19 protein-coding genes are annotated in these 22,089 nt (G+C 58.5%); 9 read left to right on the top strand and 10 right to left on the bottom strand.

What is annotated here, in order from left to right:
- Positions 1-86: 86 nt before the first annotated feature.
- Entirely contained in the window at positions 87-608 is a 522-nt protein-coding gene (locus ACZ5RI_RS02750; protein WP_464514579.1) for a hypothetical protein, read from the top strand.
- 100 nt (positions 609-708) lie between these two features.
- Here ACZ5RI_RS02750 and ACZ5RI_RS02745 read toward each other — a convergent pair whose 3' ends face one another.
- Entirely contained in the window at positions 709-1,635 is a 927-nt protein-coding gene (locus tag ACZ5RI_RS02745) for an EF-hand domain-containing protein (protein ID WP_464514578.1), read from the bottom strand.
- A gap of 218 nt (positions 1,636-1,853) precedes the next feature.
- On the opposite strand from ACZ5RI_RS02745, the gene ACZ5RI_RS02740 reads away from it, so the two are divergent.
- The 3 genes from ACZ5RI_RS02740 (at position 1,854) to ACZ5RI_RS02730 (ending at position 5,578) form a co-directional block, all read left to right on the top strand.
- Positions 1,854-2,600, top strand: coding sequence for an ATP-binding cassette domain-containing protein (locus tag ACZ5RI_RS02740; RefSeq protein WP_464514577.1), 747 nt, complete (start codon positions 1,854-1,856; stop codon positions 2,598-2,600).
- An 8-nt stretch (positions 2,601-2,608) separates the two neighbouring features.
- Positions 2,609-3,403 carry a metal ABC transporter permease gene (locus tag ACZ5RI_RS02735; protein WP_464514576.1) on the top strand — a complete coding sequence of 265 codons (795 nt, stop codon included), beginning with the start codon at positions 2,609-2,611 and terminating at the stop codon, positions 3,401-3,403.
- A gap of 105 nt (positions 3,404-3,508) precedes the next feature.
- Positions 3,509-5,578 carry a CHASE2 domain-containing protein gene (locus ACZ5RI_RS02730; protein ID WP_464514575.1) on the top strand — a complete coding sequence of 690 codons (2,070 nt, stop codon included), beginning with the start codon at positions 3,509-3,511 and terminating at the stop codon, positions 5,576-5,578.
- A gap of 7 nt (positions 5,579-5,585) precedes the next feature.
- Here ACZ5RI_RS02730 and ACZ5RI_RS02725 read toward each other — a convergent pair whose 3' ends face one another.
- Positions 5,586-7,379, bottom strand: coding sequence for a cytidylyltransferase domain-containing protein (locus tag ACZ5RI_RS02725; RefSeq protein WP_464514574.1), 1,794 nt, complete (start codon positions 7,377-7,379; stop codon positions 5,586-5,588).
- A complete protein-coding gene (locus ACZ5RI_RS02720) occupies positions 7,376-8,239 on the bottom strand; it encodes an N-acetylneuraminate synthase family protein (RefSeq protein ID WP_464514573.1) in 864 nt (287 codons plus the stop codon). Before ACZ5RI_RS02720 ends, ACZ5RI_RS02725 begins: the two co-directional genes overlap by 4 nt.
- Before the next feature lie 152 nt (positions 8,240-8,391).
- Between ACZ5RI_RS02720 and ACZ5RI_RS02715 the strand changes: the two genes are divergently transcribed.
- The 4 genes from ACZ5RI_RS02715 (at position 8,392) to pseC (ending at position 13,740) form a co-directional block, all read left to right on the top strand.
- A complete protein-coding gene (locus ACZ5RI_RS02715; RefSeq protein WP_464514572.1) occupies positions 8,392-9,336 on the top strand; it encodes a class I SAM-dependent methyltransferase in 945 nt (314 codons plus the stop codon).
- A gap of 70 nt (positions 9,337-9,406) precedes the next feature.
- A complete protein-coding gene (locus tag ACZ5RI_RS02710) occupies positions 9,407-11,341 on the top strand; it encodes a hypothetical protein (RefSeq protein WP_464514571.1) in 1,935 nt (644 codons plus the stop codon).
- A gap of 117 nt (positions 11,342-11,458) precedes the next feature.
- The gene (gene pseB / locus ACZ5RI_RS02705; RefSeq protein ID WP_464514570.1) at positions 11,459-12,538 is read left to right on the top strand and encodes a UDP-N-acetylglucosamine 4,6-dehydratase (inverting); all 1,080 of its coding nucleotides are present in this window, start codon (positions 11,459-11,461) and stop codon (positions 12,536-12,538) included.
- Complete coding sequence (gene pseC, locus ACZ5RI_RS02700; RefSeq protein ID WP_464514569.1) at positions 12,535-13,740, top strand: UDP-4-amino-4,6-dideoxy-N-acetyl-beta-L-altrosamine transaminase; 1,206 nt, start codon at positions 12,535-12,537, stop codon at positions 13,738-13,740. Before pseB ends, pseC begins: the two co-directional genes overlap by 4 nt.
- 129 nt (positions 13,741-13,869) lie before the next feature.
- Here pseC and ACZ5RI_RS02695 read toward each other — a convergent pair whose 3' ends face one another.
- From ACZ5RI_RS02695 to flbT, 5 genes are all read right to left on the bottom strand, one after another.
- Positions 13,870-14,703, bottom strand: a complete 834-nt coding sequence (locus ACZ5RI_RS02695) for a flagellin (RefSeq protein WP_464514568.1) — start codon at positions 14,701-14,703, stop codon at positions 13,870-13,872.
- Positions 14,704-15,136: 433 nt separating this feature from the next.
- Positions 15,137-15,970 carry a flagellin gene (locus tag ACZ5RI_RS02690; protein ID WP_464514567.1) on the bottom strand — a complete coding sequence of 278 codons (834 nt, stop codon included), beginning with the start codon at positions 15,968-15,970 and terminating at the stop codon, positions 15,137-15,139.
- Positions 15,971-16,335: 365 nt separating this feature from the next.
- A complete protein-coding gene (locus ACZ5RI_RS02685; protein WP_464514566.1) occupies positions 16,336-17,163 on the bottom strand; it encodes a flagellin in 828 nt (275 codons plus the stop codon).
- A 291-nt stretch (positions 17,164-17,454) separates the two neighbouring features.
- Positions 17,455-17,820, bottom strand: coding sequence for a flagellar biosynthesis regulator FlaF (gene flaF, locus ACZ5RI_RS02680; protein ID WP_464514565.1), 366 nt, complete (start codon positions 17,818-17,820; stop codon positions 17,455-17,457).
- The gene (flbT, locus tag ACZ5RI_RS02675) at positions 17,780-18,205 is read right to left on the bottom strand and encodes a flagellar biosynthesis repressor FlbT (protein ID WP_464514564.1); all 426 of its coding nucleotides are present in this window, start codon (positions 18,203-18,205) and stop codon (positions 17,780-17,782) included. Before flbT ends, flaF begins: the two co-directional genes overlap by 41 nt.
- A 180-nt stretch (positions 18,206-18,385) precedes the next feature.
- Between flbT and ACZ5RI_RS02670 the strand changes: the two genes are divergently transcribed.
- On the top strand, positions 18,386-20,158 hold the full coding sequence (locus ACZ5RI_RS02670) for a tetratricopeptide repeat protein (protein WP_464514563.1): 1,773 nt from the start codon (positions 18,386-18,388) through the stop codon (positions 20,156-20,158).
- Between the two features lie 8 nt (positions 20,159-20,166).
- Here the strand turns inward: ACZ5RI_RS02670 and ACZ5RI_RS02665 are convergent, their stop codons facing one another.
- Both ACZ5RI_RS02665 and ACZ5RI_RS02660 read right to left on the bottom strand, forming a co-directional pair.
- The gene (locus tag ACZ5RI_RS02665) at positions 20,167-21,135 is read right to left on the bottom strand and encodes a transglutaminase family protein (protein WP_464514562.1); all 969 of its coding nucleotides are present in this window, start codon (positions 21,133-21,135) and stop codon (positions 20,167-20,169) included.
- Positions 21,135-22,085, bottom strand: coding sequence for an alpha-E domain-containing protein (locus tag ACZ5RI_RS02660; protein WP_464514561.1), 951 nt, complete (start codon positions 22,083-22,085; stop codon positions 21,135-21,137). Before ACZ5RI_RS02660 ends, ACZ5RI_RS02665 begins: the two co-directional genes overlap by 1 nt.
- Positions 22,086-22,089: the final 4 nt, after the last annotated feature.

Raw genomic sequence — 22,089 nt, 5'->3', positions numbered from 1 at the left:
TCGGCCTGTGTCTGCGATAAAGTTAGCGTTAATCGCTCACAAACGGATTGCTATTTAACCGTAATCAGGGACCGGAAGACAGCATTATGCGTAAGCGCGCCATCGCCATTACCGTCGCGTTTGTGGGATGGGCCGGATTAACCGGCGCTGTTATGGCTGCCGGCGCGGCCCCGGCAGGCGAGGCCAAACCCGCCGCGAAAGCCACGGAAACCAAATCCGGCCAGGGCAAAGCCGCCGATACTAAGGGCGGCTCGAAAAAGACCAAGGAAAATGCCCATGTCCTTGCGACATCACCAAGTTATATCGGCATTGACCCAATTTATACGACCATTCTGGATGGCGATATTGTCATCGGCACCTTGATGCTGGGCATCGGTCTCGATATCCCGGATCAGAAGCTGCATGATGAAGTCATGCAGAATATGCCGCGGTTACGCGATCTCTATGTCCGCAGCATGCTGAGTTATACTTCCAGCGGCATCCGGCCCTGGCGTCAGCCCAGTGCCGAAGATATTGCCGACCGCCTGCAACAGGCCACCGACCGCCATTTAAAGCGGAAGGGCGTGCGCGTATTGCTGGCTCAGGTGGCGATGCGGCTTAACCGCTGACAGGAACGTCCCGTATCAGGGCGATCCGTAGACGAATTACATTTTATATAAATGGAAGAGACCCGGTTTCTCCGGGCCTGCATCCCAAACCTGGCTGCCTTCAGGCAGACACATCCGTCGCCGCGCCTGTGCTGTAGACTGCGGTGTAGTTGGCGTAAGGCATTGACTGCATGCCCATCGAGAACATCGAATTCATGCCCCCGATTGCACTCATACCGCCTTGCGAAGGATCGCTCGAATTATTGAACAGGCTGGTGCTATAGAAGCTGCTGTCAGCCGAGTTGCCAAAATTCGAGAAGTAACCGGCAAAGGCCGCCGCAAAGCTGTCCGACGTATCCGAAGTTGCAGACGTGCTCGACGTATCGGTAGAGCTTGCCGTGGTTGTCGTGCTGGACGTATCCGTGCTGGATGCAACAGAACTCGTCGAAGACGTATCTGTTGTCGAGCTGGTGTCAGACGCATCCGCCATGGGTGGTGGCGGCGGCGGAGCAGAAGAAGACGCCAGATCAGAGGCCAGAGACGTTTCGCTGATTGACCCCGAAGACGAGGTATCGAGTGCCGAAAACAACTCGTCAGCCTCGGTCGAAGTCCCGCCCAGCGAGGTGATGTAGCTTTCCATCTCGCTTTGCGTGATCGAACCGCTGCCATCGCTGTCGATCGCCGAGAACAACTGCGACAGCGGATCGCTGCTGGTGCTGGTGCTTGAGCTGGAGCTCGTGCTGGCCGTGCTGACAGAACTGTCCGTGCTGTCAGAGCTGGTGCTGCTGGCCGTAGACGAGGTGGATTCCTCGCTTTGGATCATCGTCAGCAATTGCAGGATCTGGCTGCTGAGATCGGCTTTTCCCGTTCCCGTCAGAGCTGTATCGGAGCTGCTGCTGGTGTCGGACGACGATGAATCATCCAACAGCGACACCAGGCTGCTGGACGAGCTCGAATCCGTTGTGGATGTCGAACTACTTAACTGACTTAACAGGGCCGCCAGCAGCGAACTGGAACTGCCTGACGACCCTATGCCGCTTATGGACATGGATGTCTCCTTTGATACTACTCCACCGAAGGTAAGCAAGCATGACTCATGCCCAGTTCATGTTGGAAAATACCCAGGCAAACAGCGGGTTAACCACGCGCAGAATCTGACACGCCCCGCACAGGCGGCAGAAATTACCTACAGACCGGCAGAATTTAGCCCACCGGTAATCCGTGACCTCTTTTCTTGACCTGCGGGGTGTGTATAACCCATGCCCCATGAGCCAAGCCTTGATCGCCGCCCGTCATGTGAGCGTCTCCGCCGAAGGAACCACGATCCTCGACAAGGTTTCGCTCGCGATTTCTCGCGGCGAAATCGTTACCCTGATCGGCCCCAACGGGTCGGGTAAAACCACCCTGCTCAAAGCCCTGCTCGGGCTGGTGCGGGCTGATGGCGACATCGAACGCAGCCCGGGCTTAAAAATCGGCTATGTGCCACAGCAATTCGAGCGCGACCCCAGTCTGCCGATTACAGTCGAAGGTTTTTTACGCTTATTTGCCCCCGCCGCCGCTGTTGAGCCGGCCTTAAGACGCACCGAAATCATCCAGGCGCGTAAAAAACAAATGAGCGCCCTTTCCGGTGGTGAACTGGCGCGTGTGCTGCTGGCCCGCGCCATGGCGGCCAAACCCGATCTGCTGGTACTGGATGAGCCGACCGCCAGTGTCGATGTCACCGGTGAAGCGGCACTCTATCGCCTGATTGCCGAAATCCGTGATGAACTGGGCTGCGGCGTGCTGCTGGTCAGCCACGATCTGCATGTGGTGATGGCCCGCGCCAACCGCGTCATCTGCCTCAACCGCCATATCTGCTGCGAAGGCACCCCGGCTTCAGTGGTGCGCGACCCCGCGTTCCGCGCCATGTTCGGTGTACAAACCGCCGACGAAATCGCCCTTTACGCCCATCATCACCGTCATGAACACACCCCTTGCGGCGACACCATCGCCGTGGACGAGGCCCGCGAATGATCTTCCCAATGGATGATTTTCTCTGGCGTGCCGCCCTTGGGGCAGGATTGCTCGGTGCCGCTGCCGGGCCGATTGGCTGTTTCGTTTTGTGGCGGCGCATGGCCTATGTCGGCGAATCCGTATCGCATATCGGTTTGCTCGGCGCGGCCATTGGCCTGCTGCTCGGGGTCAACGCCCTGTGGGGCACGGCGGTGCTGGCGGTGGTGGCCGCCTTCATCATGGCCAATGCGCGCGCCCGTATCATTCCGGCCGACACCCATGTCGGCATCGTCGGCCATATCGGTCTGGCGCTGGGTTACATTCTGTTGTCGGGCATGGATACCGTGCGGGCCGATCTGTTGGGCTATCTGTTCGGTGACGTGCTGGCCCTGTCGACAGATGATCTGATGTGGATCACGCTGGCCAGCCTGAGCGCGCTGGTGCTGATCCTGGCATTATGGCGGCCTTTGCTACGCCAGGCCGTCGGCGGCGATATCGCTCTGGTCGAGGGACACCGCAGCCGCTGGGCCCAAACGGCTTTTCTGGTGTTAATCGCGCTTTTGGTGGCGTTCGGCCTGAAAGTGGTGGGGGCCTTGCTAATGGTGGCGCTGCTGATTATCCCGCCTGCGGCCGCACGCTTCTTTGCCCGCTCACCCGCCACCATGGCATGGCTTGCTGGCCTGATTGGGGCCTTGTCGGCACCGGTTGGTCTGGCCGCCGCCTACCATTTTGATGCTCCGGCCGGGCCATGCATGGTGCTGGCAACGGCCTGCTGCTATGCCATCAGCGCCCTTGCTGTACGGATTTTTGCCCGCCAGGCCTGAAAACTGCTGCCAGTACGCGTGAGTTTTGCTTCCCCCAGCCTAAACGCGTGCTAAAAATTATTCGTGCAAGCAGTGCGCCGCCCCAAACGGAACGTGGAAAACACCATGAATCAACCAGTTCGTGCTCCCAGCCGACCGATTGTTTTATGGGTGCTGCCGCTGATCCTGCTGCTGTTGTCGGCGCTGTGGCTGAGCCTCAATCCGCTTGACAGCGTCACCACCCTGCACCGTAGCTATTTCGATATGATGCAGCGGTTCTTTCCGCGGCCCTATCAATCGACGCCGATCCGCACCCTGCTGATTTCCTCTCATGGGGCCGAGGCGCTGCCCAACTGGATTCCCGTTCTCAAACGCGAAGGCGTCGCAGCGGTCGTTTTGACCGATGAAATTTCCGCCCGCACCGCACCGGCCTTTCAGGCTGCGGGTATGCCTACCATCCGGGCCGTCACTCTCACCAACACTCAGGCGCGCCAGCCGACACCTGTAATAGACCGGCGCCTGACCCACGGCATCCGCTGGTCAGGCCAGATCAACCCGTTTGCCACCACGCCCGACTTTTCCGGGGTGGATTTTGGCGGGCGGGGCAATCGCGCCGGCGATTGGCTGGGTGCCAGTAATCTGATTGCCGATAGCGATGGAGTGGTGCGCCACGCCCCCGTGGTGTTACGCCTTCACGGTCAGCTGGTGGCGACGATTTCAGCCCAAGTCTGGCGCCTGATTAACAACCACGCCCCCCTCACCCTTTACAGCAATGAAGGGGCCAGCCTGATCAACCGCATCGGGATTCGCTCGGCCGAGGTCGGTGGCTTCCAACAGGATATCCGCCGTGACGGCGGCAATACCATCGACTACAGCTGGTCCCAATATGCGCGCACGCTGCCGGCATCGACACTGCTGCCCGGCGGCATGAGGCCAGGCAGCCTGCGCGGAACGATTGTCTTCATCGGTATGAGCGACAAGCTGGTACAAACCCCGATCGGACTGCGCCAAACGGCGACCGTGCAGGCCGATGCCACCGAAAATCTCCTGCTGGGTTCCGCACTGCACCGCCCGCACTATCTGACCCCCAGCGAGGTGCTTGGCCTGCTCTTGTTCGGCAGCATCGGCATCATGATTTTCTGCCGCTATGGCTTGCAGCCGATGACTTTTTACGGTCTTGCCATGGCGATCCTGGCGGCCGTTATGGCTTGGGCCATACACGTCTATCTGCGCCAGCTGGTCGACCCGCGAGGTTTTATTCTTGGTCTGCTGCTGACCATGGCGGGCTGCCTGATGGCGACACGCTACACCGTTTTCCTGCGACGTCGGCAAATCTCTTTGAGTTTTGCCGGAAGACTGCCGCCTGCATCGATCCATATTCTGACGCACAATGCGGACTTTTCCTATAAACCGGAAATCCGCACAATTACCTATCTTTCCTGCGGCTGGCGGCTGGTTGGGGTGCCAACCCCTGACAGGATGGCCGCCACCCTCCAGCGCATTCAGTCCACCGGCGCATTGGGGCAAATCGTCATGCAGCATGGCGGCATGCTTGACGCGGTTACCGGCGACGAAATCACCGCCGTCTGGAATGCCCCGCTCAATGATGCCGAACCGGTGGTGCAGGCCTGCGATGCCGCCAGTGCCATGCTGGACGTCCTCGCTGATCTGAACGATGGCGACGATGCCCAGATGCGAGCCTTTGGTATCGGTATATCCAGCGGAGAAGCCACCACAGCGGGCTTCGCTACCACGGTCGGCAACTGGGGCTATTCCGTTGGCGGATTATGCGTAAGGCGGGCCAAGCTGCTGCGTCAGGTGTCCTACCGCTATGGCTATTCGGTGCTGACCTGTGATGCGATTGAACGCGGAGCCAGGCATCAGCGCGCCTTTCTCGAGGTCGATTTTATGCCGCTGGGCCCTTCGGCAGAACCGATCCACATCTATGCCATGCCCGGCCATCAGGCGATGCGGTCCAACCCGCGACTTCGCGCGCAGGCCACCTTCCATGACGAGATTTTCGCCGCCATGCGCGCCCGTCAATGGGCTAAGGCCCGCACACTGATCACGCAATGCCGGAAATTATCAGGGGCCAGCCAGACGCTCTATGAGCTGCATCTGGCCCGCATTGATGCCTGGGAATTAGACCCGCCCGGTCCTGACTGGGACGGCGCTTTCCGCTCGCCCACATCTTAAGCCGGCTTCAGACCACCTGATGCTGCAGATTTTTGCGGTGCTGGGTCAAAACTTCGGCCAGCACGGCAGCAATCCGCCCCGGGGCGCCACCATCAATGGTCATCAGGCCGCTGGCGTGCATCTGCCGCCGCCGCGCCGGATCATGCAGCAGCGACCACACCGCCTTGGACACCATGTCCCCGGTCAAGGTATCGGCGAGCCCCAGCGACTGCCCCATGCCTGCCGCTTCGAATGCGGAAGCCGAGCGGACATGATCGGGCGAGATCCCGATATAGAGCGCCGGAACCCCGAACGCGGCCAGTTCATAGGCAGTCACGCCAAAGGCCGCCAGCGCCAGATCCGCCGAAGCATATTCGGTGATGAGATCATCGGCCCCTTCGATGGTTTCGAAATGCGCACACATCGACACGATCTGACGGGCGATTGCCGAACCATTCATCATCGACGGACCGATGACGAAGCGGGCCCGGAACACCGGATCGAGGTTTTTAAGCGCCTGCGCCATCCGCAAGGTGAGATGCAGCGGATCACTGCCGCCCATCGAAACCAGTAATGTCGGCAATCCCGATTTGGTTTTCGGCTTCAACGCCGTGGGGGCCTGACCCAGCAATGCGTATTGCCAGCCAATATGGGGCTCGCACGCCGAGCCCTTCCAGGATAGTTCCTGCACCTGCGGCACCGGCGGATAAAAGGCCAGATCAGCGGCCAGCCGCCGGTCGAAAATATCATCAATCACCGCCACCACCGGGATCGAGGCCGCCAGCTCGGCCACAGTCTGGCGCGACAACCCTTCGCGGCAATCGAGCAACAAAATATCGGGTGCGTCGACAATTTCACCCAGTGGCGCATCCGGACGGTCGAGCAACCGGGCTTCAAAACCGGCCCGGACAATCGGATACAGTGCCGCTTCGGTGCCATTGACCGCGAACACCACGCCGACGCCTTCGCGATCACGCAACGCCCGCGCCAGCTCGATCATACGTTTAACGTGACCCAGACCATATTTGCCGCCGCCATCACAGCGGATCAGCGCCACTGCCGCCGCCTGCGCAATGGCTTTCTGGCGGACATGAGCATTGATCTCGGCCAGCGAGGGTTCGCGTTCCAGCAGGAACAAAAGATCCTGCAGCGATGCCTCGCCCGCCTTGGCATTGAGCCGGTCATACACCGCCTCGACAAAGGCCAGATCAGCCGGGGTATCAACCGAAACCCGTGGGGACGCCCGTTCGGAATCGGCAAAGCTTTCCGCCGTAGCGATGGGGACAAAATCGGGATGCAGCTTGAAATAACCGGTGACATGTTCCCGCGCCACCGGATCATCAGCCGCCTCGGCCAGCAGCTTGTTGAGGCCGCGGCGAGTGAACACGTCGATGCCTTCATGGGCATTGGGTTTTGACGCATCCGGCAGAACATAATCAGCGCCCTGATCGATCAGCGCCGTGATGAAGTGGTCGATATAGGCCGCTTCGATAAAGGGGGAATCGGAACAGACCCGCACAATGATGTCGGCGTTATGGGTCGTGGCCGCTAGGGCGAAACGTTCAAGCAGATTGGATTCCGAGCCGCGCACACAGGCGACTTTTTCGGTCTGACAAAAAACCGCAATGGCATCATCCGGGGCGGTGTCAGACGTGGCGATGACGATTTCATCGATCCGCACGGCCTTACGCAAACGATGCACGATATGCCACAGCAGCGGCCGCCCCGCGATCGGCATCAACACCTTGCCCGGCATCCGGGTCGAGCGCATCCGGGCCTGAACCACGGCGACAACATGCGGCTTGTGAACAGTCGGACTCATGTGACGGGCTCCCAGCTGGAGCGGATTTTCTTTAGCGGGCGCATGCCGTCCGACGGATCGGCACGCCAGTCGCGGTCGGCACTTTCGGCAGGCTGCAGAGCCTTTTCGCCCTCGCCATCGGCCAGAAACGCCTCGCGGATGCGGGCGATCACCGGAGCGATTTCGGCGGGCAACCAGCAGTGGCCTGCCGCATATTCGGCACCATTGCCATCAAGATCGAGATGAAATTCGACCGCCGCCGCATTCCAGTGATGCACCGCCCGTTCGATCACCGCCGGTCGGCGGGTGTGGTCGGACCAGCCGGTTTTGCAACCGGTGGCATCACGAATGACAGCAATGGCTGACAGATTGGCCTGATTGGCCGGCGTCGGATAGGCCGAGACACAATGCAAAAGGGTAATGTCGCTGGCCCCGGCCTCTTTAAGGGTTTGGGCCGCGGTACAGATTTCCGCCACGGTCGCCATGCCACAGGACAGGATCACCGGTTTACCGGTGGCGGCGCAGGCTTTCAACAGATCGCCGACCATCAATTCGTAAGAGGCGATCTTGTAAAACGCGACATAGGGACGAAGCTCTTCCACCGCCTCGCGATAAAAGGGCGTGCAGGAAAAACTGATCCGCCGTTCGGCACAGCGTTCTGCAATCGGCCCCAGGAAGGCCAGCGGCAGCTCCCAGTCCTTGCGGGCCCGGTGCACTGCGCTTTTGGCGAGAATCTCTGGTGCGAACAGGCGGTCGATCTTGAACAACTGAAATTTGACGGCATCTGCGCCAGCCTCGGCGGCAGCGTCAACAAATGCCAGGGCGCGCTCAAGGTCGCGTCCATGATTACTGGATGCTTCGGCGATAAAAAGCGGCCGCACCGATACCCCCCAACTTATACGCTGACGCCCCAATTAATCAGGGGCCACCGGGCTTGTCATGCCGATACTGAGAAAATGGTCGGAACGTTCGCCCAACATTGCTAACGATTTCTAAAGCCGGTGCAGCTAATAGAGTCTTAATGGAGGGGAAGATGTCCATTTCCAAACCCGGTTCTACTGATAAGAATTGCACCAGCCACCACGGCCACGCGATTGCCCAACGTCACGGCTATACCATCATTGATTGCACCGTTTGCGGTTTTGCCCATGTTGATCCGCTGCCCACCGTACAAGAAATGGCTGACGCCTATAGTGAGCAATATTATTCCAAGGAAAAACCCGACTATCTGGCCGAGGCGGCTGAAGATCAGAACTGGGCCACCCTGATGCAGACCGACCGGCTGACCAGTCTGGCCGAGCAGATGGGTGACGGGCGCCGCCGCTTGCTCGACATCGGTTCAGGGCCGGGATTTTTCTTACAAACCGCAAAAGAGCTGGGCTGGCAGGCCAAAGGTATCGAACCTTCGCGTCAGGCCAGCGCCTTTGCCCGCAGCCTGGGCGTCGAGGTGATCGAAGGGTTCTTTAACGCTGAAAGCGCCCCCACGCTGGGCCGCTTCGACGTGGTGCACCTCAACAATGTGCTGGAGCATCTGCCCGAACCGATCAACATTCTGGAGCTGGCGATCAGCGTGCTCGACCCCGGCGGCCTGATCTGCATCAATGTGCCCAACGACTTTACCCCCATTCAGGAAGCGGGCCGTCAGGCGGTTGGTGCTGATGCCTGGTGGATCGCGCCACCCCATCATCTCAACTATTTCAACTTTGATTCCGCCGCAGCCCTGCTCGAGCGGCTCGGCCTGCAAGTTATCGACCGCAGCACCAGCTTTCCGATGGAGATGTTTCTGCTGATGGGAGAAAACTACATCGGCCATCCGCCGCAAGGCCGGGCCTGTCACACCAAACGCAAAAGCTTTGATCTTAATCTGGAAACTGCCGGGGCTGGTCAAACCCGCCGGGCGTTCTATCGCAGCCTGGCACAGGCCGGGATCGGGCGCGAAGTGGTGCTGACCGCCCGGAAGAAACACGGCACGACATAAAATCAAGGCATAGTTCTTGCGCAGATCCATTCTGCGCAGGCTCGCGCCTTTTCAGCAGGGCAGGACAGGGATGGCCGCAACGGCACAGCAGGAAAAAGGCGGCTTTGATTTCTTCGCCTTCTTCCACCTCAACCTCGCCTTTTCCTCGATCGAGGAAAAGGCGCGCGCGGATGTTGTGGCCCGCTGTTACCGCCCGCTGCTGACACTGGCAGAAAAAATCGGTGCCATCGGGATCGAAGCCACCGGTTATACCCTGGAAGAAATCCATGCCCGCGATCCGGGATGGATCAGCGATCTGAAAAAACTGATCGATGCCGGCAAGGTGGAATTCATCGGCGCCGGTTACAGCCAGATGATCGGCCCGCTGGTGCCCGCTGCGGTAACGGAAAAAAACCTCGCTTTGGGCACGGACGTCTATCGCCGCTTTGGTCTTGCCCCCCGCGTGGCGCTGGTCAATGAACAGGCCTATGCCGCAGGTCTGGTCGGGCTGTATCAGGCGGCAGGCTATGACGCCATTTTGATGGATTGGGATAATCCGTCGGCCCATCATCCTTGGCCGGAACAGGCCCGTTTTGCCCCGCAGCGGGTTCAGGGCACCGGAAGCGATACGCTGGGCCTGATCTGGACTGACACCGTGGCCTTTCAGATGCTGCAGCGCTTCTGCCATGGTGACATCACGCAAGATGCCTATCTCGATTTTATCGCAGCACTTGAGGGGCCAGAGCGGCGCGCGCTTTGCCTTTATGCCAGCGATGGCGAGGTGTTCGACTATCGCCCCGGCCGCTATCGCAGCGAAGAAGTCTTCGACACAGAAACCGGCAGCGAATGGGATCAGCTGACCGATGCCTTTCTGCAGCTTAAAGACAGGCCCGGCTGCCGCTTTGTGCTGCCATCCGCCCTGCCCCCGGCTACCGGCGCGCCGTTGCAGCTGGAAACCCCGGACTGCCCGGTGCCGGTCAAAAAACAGCGCAAATATAATCTGTCCCGCTGGGCAGTGACCGGGCGGGACGATACCGCGCTGAACGCTGCCTGCGAGCGGATTTATCGTGGTCTGACGGCAGGTGCGGCAACGGACGCCGACTGGCGCGAATTGTGTTTTTTGTGGTCGAGCGATTTTCGCACCCACATCACAGAAAGCCGCTGGCAGGATATGAAAAAGCGGCTGGCGGCACTGCAAGCCCGTTTCCCCGTCCCACTTACGCCGCTGCCGACCCCACAGGGCGACAAGATCACCACCCGCCATATTGCCATCGACACCGGCACGATCAGCGCCACGCTGGACCGCCGCCGGGGTTTGACGCTGGACGCCGTGCGCTTTGGTGGCAGCCCGGCCCTGATCGGCAAGCTGCCGCTGGGGGTTTTTGCCGATATCGCCTGGCAGGCCGACTGGTATACCGGCGACTGCGTTTTTGAGGCCCCCGGCGAGCATAAAATCACCGATCTGGAATGGTGCACCGCGCGGCGCTGGCAGGAAGGGGCCGATCAGTGCATCTACGCCTATCTCGACACCCCAAGGGGGCCGATTGAGAAGTTCTGGCGCTTCCACGGCGATAGCCCGACGGTGGAGTGCGAATATGTCCTGCATTGGGCCGACTGGGGCAAGGGGGCGCTGCGTCTGGGCCATATCACCCTGCTGCCCGCCGCCTTCGACGACACCGCACTGGCACTGACCACCCATAATGGCGGCAAAGCCCCCGAACGCTTTGCGCTGGCGGGTCAGGTGGTCGAACATGGTGCGCCGGTGTCTTTTCTGGTCTCCGCTTCACAAGGGCTGGGCATGACCGAAGGCTGGGCCATGCTGGATGATGGCCATCACTTTATCCGGGTCGAGGTTGACCGCGGCACCGCCCCACTGCTGGGGCTGCTGACCCACCGGCCTTTGCGCGGCGGGCTGTTCTGCCAGCTGATGCTGTCGGCGCTGGAGCTGGATGACACCCGCAAACCGACCGCCCTGATCGACGGGCCGCGACGCTTCCGTTTCAGTCTGACCGGGGGACGGATGTAACCATCGCCCAACCGACCCGATCATGACTGCTGGCCCTTTCGCGACGACCGGCGCAGTATTATCAGCAACTTGTTAACCCCATTTTGTCCACAATGGGCGCGTTAGAGGACAAATTTTATGGTTCAAAATACAAAAGATGCGGCTTCGGCAACGGCCGGTGCATCAGGTGCATTGTACCGCGACTTCTCGCAGCCCTGGCTCGATCTCAACGAGAAATCGGTTCTGATCACCGGCGGCACCGGTTCGTTCGGCAAACATTTCGTGCGCCGTGCCATCGAGAATTACAGCCCGCGCAAGCTGATCATCTTCTCGCGCGACGAGCTCAAGCAATATGAAATGCAGCAGATGTTTCCGGTCGAGAAATATCCGTTCATGCGCTATTTCATCGGCGATGTGCGCGACCGTGACCGGCTGGAACTGGCGATGCGCGATGTCGATTATGTCGTCCATGCCGCTGCGCTGAAACAGGTGCCGACCGCCGAATACAACCCGTTCGAATGTGTGCGCACCAACATTTTCGGCGCTGAAAACGTCGTTTATGCCGCGCTGCGCCGCAATGTGCGCAAAGTCATTGCGCTGTCGACCGACAAGGCCGCCAACCCGATCAATCTGTATGGCGCCTCGAAACTGGCGTCGGACAAGATCTTTGTCGCCGCCAACAATCTGTCCGGTGCCAATGGCCCCCGTTTTGCCGTGGTGCGCTATGGCAATGTGATTGGCTCGCGCGGTTCGGTGGTGCCCTTCTTCCAGAAACTGGTTGATGAAGGCGCCAAGGAACTGCCGATCACCGATCCGCGCATGACCCGGTTCTGGATTACCCTGACACAAGGGGTCAATTTCGTGCTGTCTGGGATGGAAATGGCCAAGGGTGGCGAGATTTTCGTGCCCAAGATCCCATCCTGCACCATCGGCCAGCTGGCCGAACTGATCGGGCCGGGCCTGAAGCAGAAAACCGTTGGCATCCGCCCCGGCGAGAAGCTGCATGAAATCATGATCCCGCCCGATGATTCCCGCTCGACCGTCGAGCTGGCTGACCGCTATGTCGTTTTGCCAAGCTTTGCCAACAGCTTACGGGAGGCCTATCTCAACCACGGCGCCAAGCCGATGGCGGATGGCGCGGCCTATTCCAGCGACACCAACCCCGAACAACTCACCGCCGCCGAACTGACGGCCTTGATGGCCGAGGCCCGCAAGTGAGCGCGGCGCCCTTTCTGCCCTATGGCCGCCAATGCATCGAGGAAGATGACATTGCGGCGGTAGCGGCGGTGCTGCGGGGCGATTACCTCACCACCGGACCGATGGTCGAGGCGTTTGAAGCCGCCCTGGCGGGCACGGTTGGTGCCCGACACGCCATTGTCTGCTCCAACGGTACCACGGCGCTCTATATGGCGGGCCGGGCGCTCGGCCTTAAGCCGGGGGACCGTGTTATCGTACCGTCGGTGACGTTTCTGGCCACCGCCAGCGCACCCCATCTGTGTGGAGCCGAAATCGTGTTCGCCGATGTCGATCCCGACACCGGATTGATGCGCCCCGAAGATCTGCAGGATGCGCTGAAACGGGCCAATGGGCCGGTCAAGGCGCTGTTCAATGTCCATCTCACCGGGCAATGCGGGGATCTGGAAGGCATCGCGAATGTGGCGCGGGCGGCGGGCCTGAAGATCGTCGATGATGCCTGCCATGCTATTGGCACCCGATATACGGCAAGGGATGGCAGTCACCATACCATCGGCGACCAGGCATTCTGCGATATGACGGTCTATTCCTTCCATCCGGTCAAAACCGTGACCACCGGCGAAGGTGGTGCGGTTTCGACCAATGATGACGGGCTGGCCCATGCCCTGAATCTGGCACGCAACCACGGCCTGACCCGCGACCCGGCAGAATTTGTTCAAGCCGACGATGCACTGGCCGCCGATGGCACGCCAAACCCGTGGTATTACGAGCTGATCGCCCCGGAATTTAATTTCCGCGCCACCGATTTTCAGTGTGCACTGGGGGTAAGCCAGCTCGCCAAACTGGATCGTTTTGTCACGCGGCGCAAGGAACTGGCGGCACGCTACGACCTAAATCTGGCGGAACTGGCACCCAGCCTGATGCCGCTTAGCCACCCGTCCGCGTGCGACCCGGCGCGCCATCTGTATGTTGTGCTGATCGATTTTACCGCCGCCGGATGCGACCGGGCCGCCTTCATGGCAAAACTGCGCGATATGGGGATTGGCAGTCAGGTGCATTACTTCCCGGTCCACCGCCAGCCCTATTACGTCAAGCGCTATGGCGCGCTGCGTCTGCCGGGGGCGGACCGCTATTACGCCCGCGCGTTGAGCCTGCCCTTCTATCCGACACTGCATGATGCGGATGTCGATCGGGTCTGTAGCGCCCTGCAAGACCTGCTGCGCTGAAATAGTTTAAAACCTATCGCCATAAAAAAACGGACGAAGCATAAAGCTTCGTCCGTTTTAAAGTTTGGCGTATTCGGCCAGTTCCCGGCGGTTGCAGACGCCTTATGGCGCCTGCCCCGCCAAAGACACTTAGCTGAACAGCGACAGAGCGATCGACGAAGACGAATTCGCGATCGACAGAGCCTGAACGCCGAGCTGCTGCTTGGTCTGCAACGAGGTGAGCAGAGCCGCCTCCTGAGACTGGTCAGCATCAACCAGGTTGCCAACGCCCGTCGTGATCGAATCGTTGAGCGACGAAACGAAGCCGAGCTGGATCGAGAACTTCTTGGCGCCAGCGGACAGTTTCGCCAGCGTCGAGTCAACGTTCTTCAGTGCCGAAGTGATCAGCGAGACGGCCTTCGACGCATTGGCCTGCGTGGTGATGCCAAGGGCCGCGGAGAAGCCTGTGCCAAGGATAGACCCCTTGAACGAGAAGCTCTTGACGGCGGTCGTGATCTTGTCGCCCGAGGAGGTCGACAGGGCCATGATCTTCGAGGTCGAGCCGTTCAGCAGGTTGCTGCCGTTGAACGACGCATTGCTGACCACCGAGCCGATCTGTGACACCAGAGCCTGGAAGTCTTCGTTATAGGCTTCACGGCTGGCGGTGTCGATCGAGCTGTCAGAGGCCGACAGAGCGGTCGCCTTCAGCTGGGTGAGCAGGTCAGACACGCTTTCACCGCCGGAAATCGCGGTATCAAGCACCGAAAGACCATTGTTCAGGCTACCTTCAACAGCACTGTTACCTGAGATATCACCACGCATGTTCTGCGCAATGGCGTAAACGGCACCATTGTCACGGGCCGAAGAAACCTTCAGGCCGGTGGTGATCGCCGTTTCGGTCTTGCTCAAAGAGGAGTTGGTTTTGTTGAGATAGCTCAACGCGGTCATTGAAGCGGAGTTTGTATTGACGCTAATGCCACTCATTTTACGGTCTCCATTCTGGGTTCCAAATTCGGAGCGTTTTGCTCCAGGGCGTAACGCGCCCATGCCAATGGATAGGCAAGTCTTGTGCCCAGGCGGCACAAAAAAACTTAGTAAAAAATTAACCGTATTTTTGCGGGGGTGTCGGTAAAAATTACCGCGGCAGACTTTTCCGGGCTGAAAATTCGCACCGGCATCTTTTGCCCAGCTAGGCAACATTTACCATATCTAGGTAAATATTACCTACCCAGCAGGCAAAATGTGCCGATAGAACAAAGACTAAAGTACACCCTTAGCGGGAACGCAGCCTTAATATCATCCGCCCAGACGGCACAAAAAAGGGCGAAGCTGAGCCCCGCCCTTTTGAGTATGTCTGTGTTCGACCAAACCCTGGCGGTGACAGACGCCGTGCGACGTCTGCCATCGCGTGAGGGAATTAGCTGAATAGCGACAGTGCAATGGCCGAAGACGAATTCGCGATCGACAGAGCCTGCACGCCGAGCTGCTGCTTGGTCTGCAACGAGGTGAGCAAAGCCGCCTCTTGAGACTGGTCAGCATCAACCAGGTTGCCAACGCCCGTCGTGATCGAATCGTTGAGCGACGAAACGAAGCCGAGCTGGATCGAGAACTTCTTGGCGCCAGCGGACAGTTTCGCCAGCGTCGAGTCGACGTTCTTCAGTGCGGAAGTGATCAGCGAGACGGCCTTCGACGCATTGGCCTGCGTGGTGATGCCAATGGCCGCGGAGAAGCCTGCGCCAAGGATAGACCCCTTGAACGAGAAGCTCTTGACGGCGGTCGTGATCCTGTCGCCCGAGGAGGTCGACAGGGCCATGATCTTCGAGGTCGAGCCGTTCAGCAGGTTGCTGCCGTTGAACGACGCATTGCTGACCACCGAGCCGATCTGTGACACCAGGGCGGCGAAGTCTTCGTTATAGGCTTTACGGCTGGCGGTGTCGATCGAGCTGTCAGAGGCCGACAGAGCGGTCGCCTTCAACTGGGTCAGCAGGTCAGAGACGCTTTGGCCGCCGGAGATGGCGGTATCAAGCACCGAAAGGCCATTGTTAAGGCTGCCTTCGACAGCACTGTTACCAGAGATATCACCACGCATGTTCTGAGCAATGGCATAGACGGCGCCGTTATCACGGGCTGAAGAAATCTTCTGGCCGGTGGTGATTGCCGTTTCGGTCTTGCTAAGGGATGAGTTGGTTTTATTGAGGTAGGTCAACGCAGTCATGGCTGCGGAGTTTGTATTGACGCTAATGCCACTCATTTTACAGTCTCCATTCTGGGGTCTAAATTCGGAGCGTTTTGCTCCAGGGCGGGATCCGCCCATGCCAAGATAGAGGCAAGTTGCATGCCGTAGGACTTGCAACCTAATATTGAGTAATCATTTACTACAAATTGTCAGCACTTGCGGCAAAACTTGCCCAGTAGCGCGGCATAAAATCCCAGGAAACGAAAGAAGAAATGGCCCACACTAGGCAAGATTTGCCGTGTGCAGGCAGTTATTACCTACACCGCTAGGCAAAAAGTGCTGGGCTAAATAAAGAGGAGGTGCGGGCAATGTGCGGCACCCGACTTATGTAGCCACAGGTACCGCACCAGACCCTATCCAAAGATAAAAACGCTGCAGGCTTACTGGAACAACGACAGAATGATCTGCGGCGAGGTGTTGGCGATCGACAGCGCCTGCACACCGAGCTGCTGTTTGGTCTGCAAGGCGGTGAGGTTGGCACTTTCCGTTGCCATGTCCGCATCGACCAGGTTACCGACACCGGTCTGAAGCGAGTCAATCAGCTTCGAGGTAAAGGTGAGCTGGATCGAATACTTCTTGGCACCCGCCGACAACTTCGACAGGGACGAGTCGACATTGACCAGCGCCGTGGTGATGATCGACACCATATTGGCAGCATTGGTCATCGTGCTGATAGTCGAAGCGGCCGACATACCCGTCAGAATTGAACCGCCAAAGCTGTAGCTTTGTGCCAGCACCGTGATACGGCGTGAGCCGCTCGACGATGCCAGGGCCGTCACCTTGGTCGTGGAACCGTTGAGCAGGTTCAGACCATTGAACGAAGCATTACCGACCACGGTGGCGATCTGGTCGCGCAGGGCCATGAAGTCCTGATTATAGGCTTCACGGCTGGCGGTATCGAGCGAAGAGTCGGATGCCGCCAGGGCCTTCGCCTTCATTTCGATCAGCAGGTCAGAAATTGATTCGCCGGCAGAGGTCGCCACGTCAATGGCGGAAAGCCCGCGGTTAAGGCTGTCCTCGATGGCTGAGCCGCCACCAATATCGCCACGCATATTCTGTGCGATGGCATAGGTCGAACCGTCGTCACGTGCGGACGCGACCTTAAGACCAGTGCTAACCTTGGTTTCTGTTCCATTCAAACCTGAATTCGTCTTATTCAGGTATCTCAGCGCCGTCATTGAGCCGGTGTTGGTGTTGATGCTCAGCATCGGAAGGGTCTCCATTCTGGTATGCGATGCAAATTCGCAAGCAAACTTTTTGCTCGAGAAACACTGTCCGCAACCAGTGTGCCAAGTTTTTGGCACGCCGGAGCATCAACAACCTATTGATATTACTATGTTTTATTATTTGACCGGCAGCACCATGCGCGGAATCTTTTGCCGCCCGGCAAAAAAAAGGCGGGCGAAAAACGACTTTCGGCCCGCATCAGCTGCACTTTTTGCCTGGGTTTTGGCACGGCATCAGCCCGTTACAGGCAGAAAAACCCGCCAACTAGCAGCCTATACGCCACCGGCAGCACCACCACCCATTAGCCCTTGCATGATGTGGCGGTTGACCTCGATCAACGGGTCAATGGGCTTTTTCTGGCGCACAACCGTACGGGTATAGCGCGTCACCCACATCGACAAAGAAATGATCTGGGCACGAATTTCCTTAGGAAGCTGGTTCTGATCGTTGAGACAATCATCTTCCATAGCTTTCCAGACCCGACGGTTCCAGTCGAGTGCTTCGATCAATTTGGTCCCCTTGGCGTTGGTATCACGCACATCCATCAGGGTGCGCGTAATCTCACCAAACAGTCGGTATTCGATCTGTCTTGGGTCCTCAAATATCTTCTGTGCGTCTTGGTATGCCTTCAGAGACATAGTTCAACCGTTTCCGCTCGAACTCGAACAATTTTTTACACTGCATAAGTGCCTTATAGTAGAAGCCACTCATTGCATCGCGGCTGATCTCGACACAAGAGGAGAGAACAGCCTGGTTTTTTACGGCACCCATAAACTCGGTCATACGCAGGGCGAACTCGTTGTAGTACTGTTCGCCATTTTCGCTATCAAGATACATCATCATGATTGGCAAATAAATCCGTCGGGCCGGGGTATCGGCATCCTTCGGCTGCATGATGTCCTTTTCTCTCAGGATACACGCCTTATTCTGGATAACCAGACTGGCGCGCTTGTCGCCGTTGGTCAGAACGGCGCCATTAAGCACGAACTTTTCCCCCGGCTTCAAAGACAATTTTAAAGGCATTTTTGCCCCCCTACGAGAAGTTACAGCCCGCACTTAGGATTATCCGGGTGCAACGGCCGCATCATTATCAGGCAAAGCTTTAACAAAATCCTTTTGACCTGCAAACATTCACCCGTCATTAACAATAAAGCGACTTAACTGCCGCAGTCAGAAAAAAACAGGCGGGCGGGACGTAGGATTATGGCAGGTCCACTGGAAATTCTCGGGTTTGAAAAGCTTTCCGGCATGGACGCCAAGACCGAGGCGCTGACCAAGCTCAATGCGCTGGCCGAAAATGTTGACGAGGCGCTGGCCATCCGCAAGTCCAACGGCCTGTTAAAACGCGCTGTGAAATCCTGGAAGATGGACCGGATTGCCCGCGCCGGCCAGCTGGCGCTGGAAGCGACCCAGGTTTGCCCGGAAAACCCCAACGCCTATCTGATCCTCGGCATCGTGCTGGAAAAGATGGGGTATCTCTATAAATCGCTGGTCAGCTATGAAGAAGCGCTGAAACTGGCCCCCGACGACCCCGAAATCACCATCAATCTGGGCCAGCTTGCCAACCGGCTGGGCATGAAGGATATCGCCGAGAAGCTGTTCCGCCGCTATATCGAGCTCAGGCCCGACTCCCCCATGGGCTATAACAATCTTGCCGGGATCTTCAGCGCCAGTAACAAGGCCGATGACGCCATCGAGCTGTTAAAGGGGGCTATCAACCGCCTGCCCGAAGAAGCCGTGCTGTGGAACTGTCTGGCGACCATTCTGGCCGAGGAGGGCCGGGTTGAGGAAAGCATCGTCTTCTATAAGGAGGCGATCCGGCTGGTTCCCAGCAGCACGCGGTTTTACCACAATCTCGGCTACGCCTATATGCATCTGGACATGATCCCGGAGGCGATCGCGCTGTACGAGGACGCGCTCAAAAATGTTGTCGACACCAGCGAGCGCTTTGAAAGCAAATATTCCCGCAGTATCTGCCTGATCCAGAACGGCCAGGTCGAAGAAGGCTTTAAGGAATACGAAATCCGTAATAACCGGCGCTTCCGCGGCTATACCGAGTATATGCTGAAGGTCCCGTTGTGGAACGGGGAGCCGCTGGCGGGTAAACGCATTCTGGTGGTCGGCGAGCAAGGCCTCGGCGACGAAATCATGTTCGCCAATGTCCTGCCCGACCTGAACAAAGCCGTCGGGCCCGACGGAAAACTCTATCTCGCGGTCGAGCCGCGCCTGGTGCCGCTGTTCGCCCGGACCTATCCGCAAGCGCTGACCAGCCACTATGATGACCGCACCCTGCTCGACAAGGACGGCAACCAGCAGCTGAGATTCTTCTCCTTCATTGAAAACGAGCCCGCCCCGGATTATTTCGCGCCGATGGGTTCGGCCATCCGCCATTTCCGTAAGACGGTCGCTGACTTTCCGCATCAGGTGTTTCTCACCCCTGATGCCGAAAAGACCAAAGACTTTTCCCGCAGCTTACGTGCGGACGGCTATGGCGGACCGCTGGTCGGTATCTGCTGGCGCTCGATGATGCTGAGCCAGAAGCGCACAAAATATTACAGCAGTCTGGAAGACTGGGGCCCGATCTTCGCGGTTCCTGGCCTGCGCTTTGTTAATATGCAGTATGGCACCTGCGAGGAAGAGCTGGCAGCCGCCGAAGCCCAGCACGGCATTCAGATCATTCGCCCACAGCTCAATGGCGAACTCCACAACCTGACCAAAGAAATTGATGACAATGCCGCGCTGTCGGCGGCGCTTGATCTGGTGATTTCGGCGCCGACCTCGGTGGCGGCCACGGCGGCCGCGGTCGGCACTGAAACCTGGTTCCTGCTGGCCAGCAATGGCTGGCCCCAGATGGGGACCAGCGAATATCCCTGGTACGCCAAAACGCGCACCTTTGCCCCCAAAGCCTTTGGTGAATGGAACAACACCATTGCCACCCTGGCCGAAGCCCTTCAGAACTTTGCCGCCAGAAAATAGCTGGTTTGTTATTGCTGCTGTTGCTGCTGCTGGTGGTACAGCCGTTCGGGCATCGATGGGGTTGGTGGCGGGCTGACCATCGGGCGGGCAATCCTGAGGAAATCCTCGTGCCGGATCGGCGCCGCCGTCGGCATGACCGACACCGCAATCGCCAGCTCACTTTGGGCCGAGCCTTTCAGTACACCACGGGTCGGCGGCACATCGGCATAATCGCGCCCGGTGGCGGCACGGATATGGTGGTCACTGGCCATCATGTCATTGGTCGGATCAAAGCCGATCCAGCCCAGCGAGGGTAAAAACACCTCTACCCAGGCGTGGGTGGCATCGGCCCCCAGCCGTTCCGCGCCATTGGCCTGATGGCAGAGATAGCCCGAAACATAGCGGGCCGGAATCCCCCAGCGCCGGGCGATGGCGATCATGATATGGGCAAAATCCTGACAGACGCCGCAGCGGATTTTCAGGGCCTGATCGATCAGGGAATGCACCTGGGTGGCACCCGGTTCATAATCAAAGGCTTCGTATAGCGTGTGATTGAGATTTTTCAGCGCGGTAAGCGGATCGCCCTGGGGAATTTCCAACTGCTTGTCAGCCATAAATTCCAGCAGCGCTTGCGAGAAGGTGGCGAATTTTGACGGTTCCATCAGATCAAAATGATCCGCCGTCAGATTATAACCGTTATAGCGTTCCCATTCGAGACTGTCGGCAGCCTCCGGTAAAGGTGGCGAGCGAAAAATCTCGACCACCGCCACCGCTTCAATGCGCAGCTCCTCATGGGCACGCAGCACATTGAAATGATAAATCGCATTCCCGAAATGATCCGTATACGCATACAGTTGCGAGCGTGGATTGGTATTAATCTGAAACGAGCGCAGCATCTGCGTGCCTTCCGAACGCGGCTGCATGCGCAGTTCCATCACGCTTTCGCGCACCGGTGCAGAATAGCGAAACCGTGTGATATGACGTATCGAATAATACATTACAGCACCGTCTCCGCCCCATAGGCGATGTAGGAAGCATAAATCGCTTCGTGAATATCTTCACAGGCCTGCGTGATGTTGGCGAGGAACGGCGACAGCATCCCGCCCGACAATTCCCCGATCTGGGTAAAATCAATCGAGGCCTTGATCCGTCCGGCGAGCCGCTCGACCACCGCGCGCCGGTGCGGCGGCGCCCCAGGTGCCACCGATTCCAGCGCCGTACACACCCGGTCAACGGCATAGCGCACCGAATGGGGAAATTCGGCGTTAAACAACAGGAACTCGGCAATTTTATCCGGATCAATGATCGCTGTGTAGGCTTTGCAATAAGGCTCGAACGCATTGCAGTATTTAAGCAGTACAATCCAGTCGAGATAGCTCGGCTCCTGCGCCACCAGCCGACGCGTGGCACCAAAATGCATATCGAGCAGCCGGATAACCATCTGTGCCCGTTCGATGTAGCGGCCGATTTCGAGAAAGAACCAGCCTTCGGTATGGCTTAAGGTTGAATAGGTTACCCCGCCCAAAGTATAAAAATCTTCCAGCGTTTCGCGAAACAGCCGCGCGGGCTGGCCGGACCAGATCGCTTCGGCGGTAACCGGCGATAGCCGTAAATACAGCCCGTTGAGATATTGCCAGACCTCGGTCGAAAGCTGCTCGCGCACCTGACGGGCATTGTCGCGCGCAAAAGCCAGCGAAGAATAGAGCGAGGACGCGTTGGCCCGGTCAATGGCGAGTTTTTCGGTGGTGCGCTGCGGATCAGGCAGATCCGGCAGCAAATCTTCCGCCGAAAGCGCGACCCCGACGCGGCGCCAGGCAAAACCGGCTTCCTCGCGGGTCTGCTCAATCATCGCCTCCAGTGTCACCGCCATCAGACGCGCAGTGTGCTCGGCGCGCTCCAGATAGCGGCTCATCCAATAGAGGCTATCGGCAACCCTGCTCAGCATCATGGTG

It is taken from the genome of Micropepsis pineolensis, assembly GCF_055392125.1.
Note: the sequence above shows the minus strand (reverse complement) of the source record. Positions and strands in the feature narration are given on the sequence as shown.

What these genes read in the sequence shown, in the direction of transcription:
- ACZ5RI_RS02725 (WP_464514574.1), bottom strand. Translation starts at nt 7,379, where the DNA reads ATGAGTCCGACTGTTCACAAGCCGCATGTTGTCGCCGTGGTTCAGGCC.
- ACZ5RI_RS02695 (WP_464514568.1), bottom strand. Translation starts at nt 14,703, where the DNA reads ATGAGTGGCATTAGCGTCAATACAAACTCCGCTTCAATGACCGCGTTG.
- pseB (WP_464514570.1), top strand. Translation starts at nt 11,459, where the DNA reads ATGGTTCAAAATACAAAAGATGCGGCTTCGGCAACGGCCGGTGCATCA.
- ACZ5RI_RS02710 (WP_464514571.1), top strand. Translation starts at nt 9,407, where the DNA reads ATGGCCGCAACGGCACAGCAGGAAAAAGGCGGCTTTGATTTCTTCGCC.
- ACZ5RI_RS02750 (WP_464514579.1), top strand. Translation starts at nt 87, where the DNA reads ATGCGTAAGCGCGCCATCGCCATTACCGTCGCGTTTGTGGGATGGGCC.
- ACZ5RI_RS02730 (WP_464514575.1), top strand. Translation starts at nt 3,509, where the DNA reads ATGAATCAACCAGTTCGTGCTCCCAGCCGACCGATTGTTTTATGGGTG.
- ACZ5RI_RS02670 (WP_464514563.1), top strand. Translation starts at nt 18,386, where the DNA reads ATGGCAGGTCCACTGGAAATTCTCGGGTTTGAAAAGCTTTCCGGCATG.
- ACZ5RI_RS02715 (WP_464514572.1), top strand. Translation starts at nt 8,392, where the DNA reads ATGTCCATTTCCAAACCCGGTTCTACTGATAAGAATTGCACCAGCCAC.
- ACZ5RI_RS02745 (WP_464514578.1), bottom strand. Translation starts at nt 1,635, where the DNA reads ATGTCCATAAGCGGCATAGGGTCGTCAGGCAGTTCCAGTTCGCTGCTG.
- ACZ5RI_RS02685 (WP_464514566.1), bottom strand. Translation starts at nt 17,163, where the DNA reads ATGCTGAGCATCAACACCAACACCGGCTCAATGACGGCGCTGAGATAC.
- ACZ5RI_RS02660 (WP_464514561.1), bottom strand. Translation starts at nt 22,085, where the DNA reads ATGATGCTGAGCAGGGTTGCCGATAGCCTCTATTGGATGAGCCGCTAT.
- ACZ5RI_RS02665 (WP_464514562.1), bottom strand. Translation starts at nt 21,135, where the DNA reads ATGTATTATTCGATACGTCATATCACACGGTTTCGCTATTCTGCACCG.
- ACZ5RI_RS02735 (WP_464514576.1), top strand. Translation starts at nt 2,609, where the DNA reads ATGGATGATTTTCTCTGGCGTGCCGCCCTTGGGGCAGGATTGCTCGGT.
- flaF (WP_464514565.1), bottom strand. Translation starts at nt 17,820, where the DNA reads ATGTCTCTGAAGGCATACCAAGACGCACAGAAGATATTTGAGGACCCA.
- ACZ5RI_RS02690 (WP_464514567.1), bottom strand. Translation starts at nt 15,970, where the DNA reads ATGAGTGGCATTAGCGTCAATACAAACTCCGCAGCCATGACTGCGTTG.
- ACZ5RI_RS02740 (WP_464514577.1), top strand. Translation starts at nt 1,854, where the DNA reads ATGAGCCAAGCCTTGATCGCCGCCCGTCATGTGAGCGTCTCCGCCGAA.
- flbT (WP_464514564.1), bottom strand. Translation starts at nt 18,205, where the DNA reads ATGCCTTTAAAATTGTCTTTGAAGCCGGGGGAAAAGTTCGTGCTTAAT.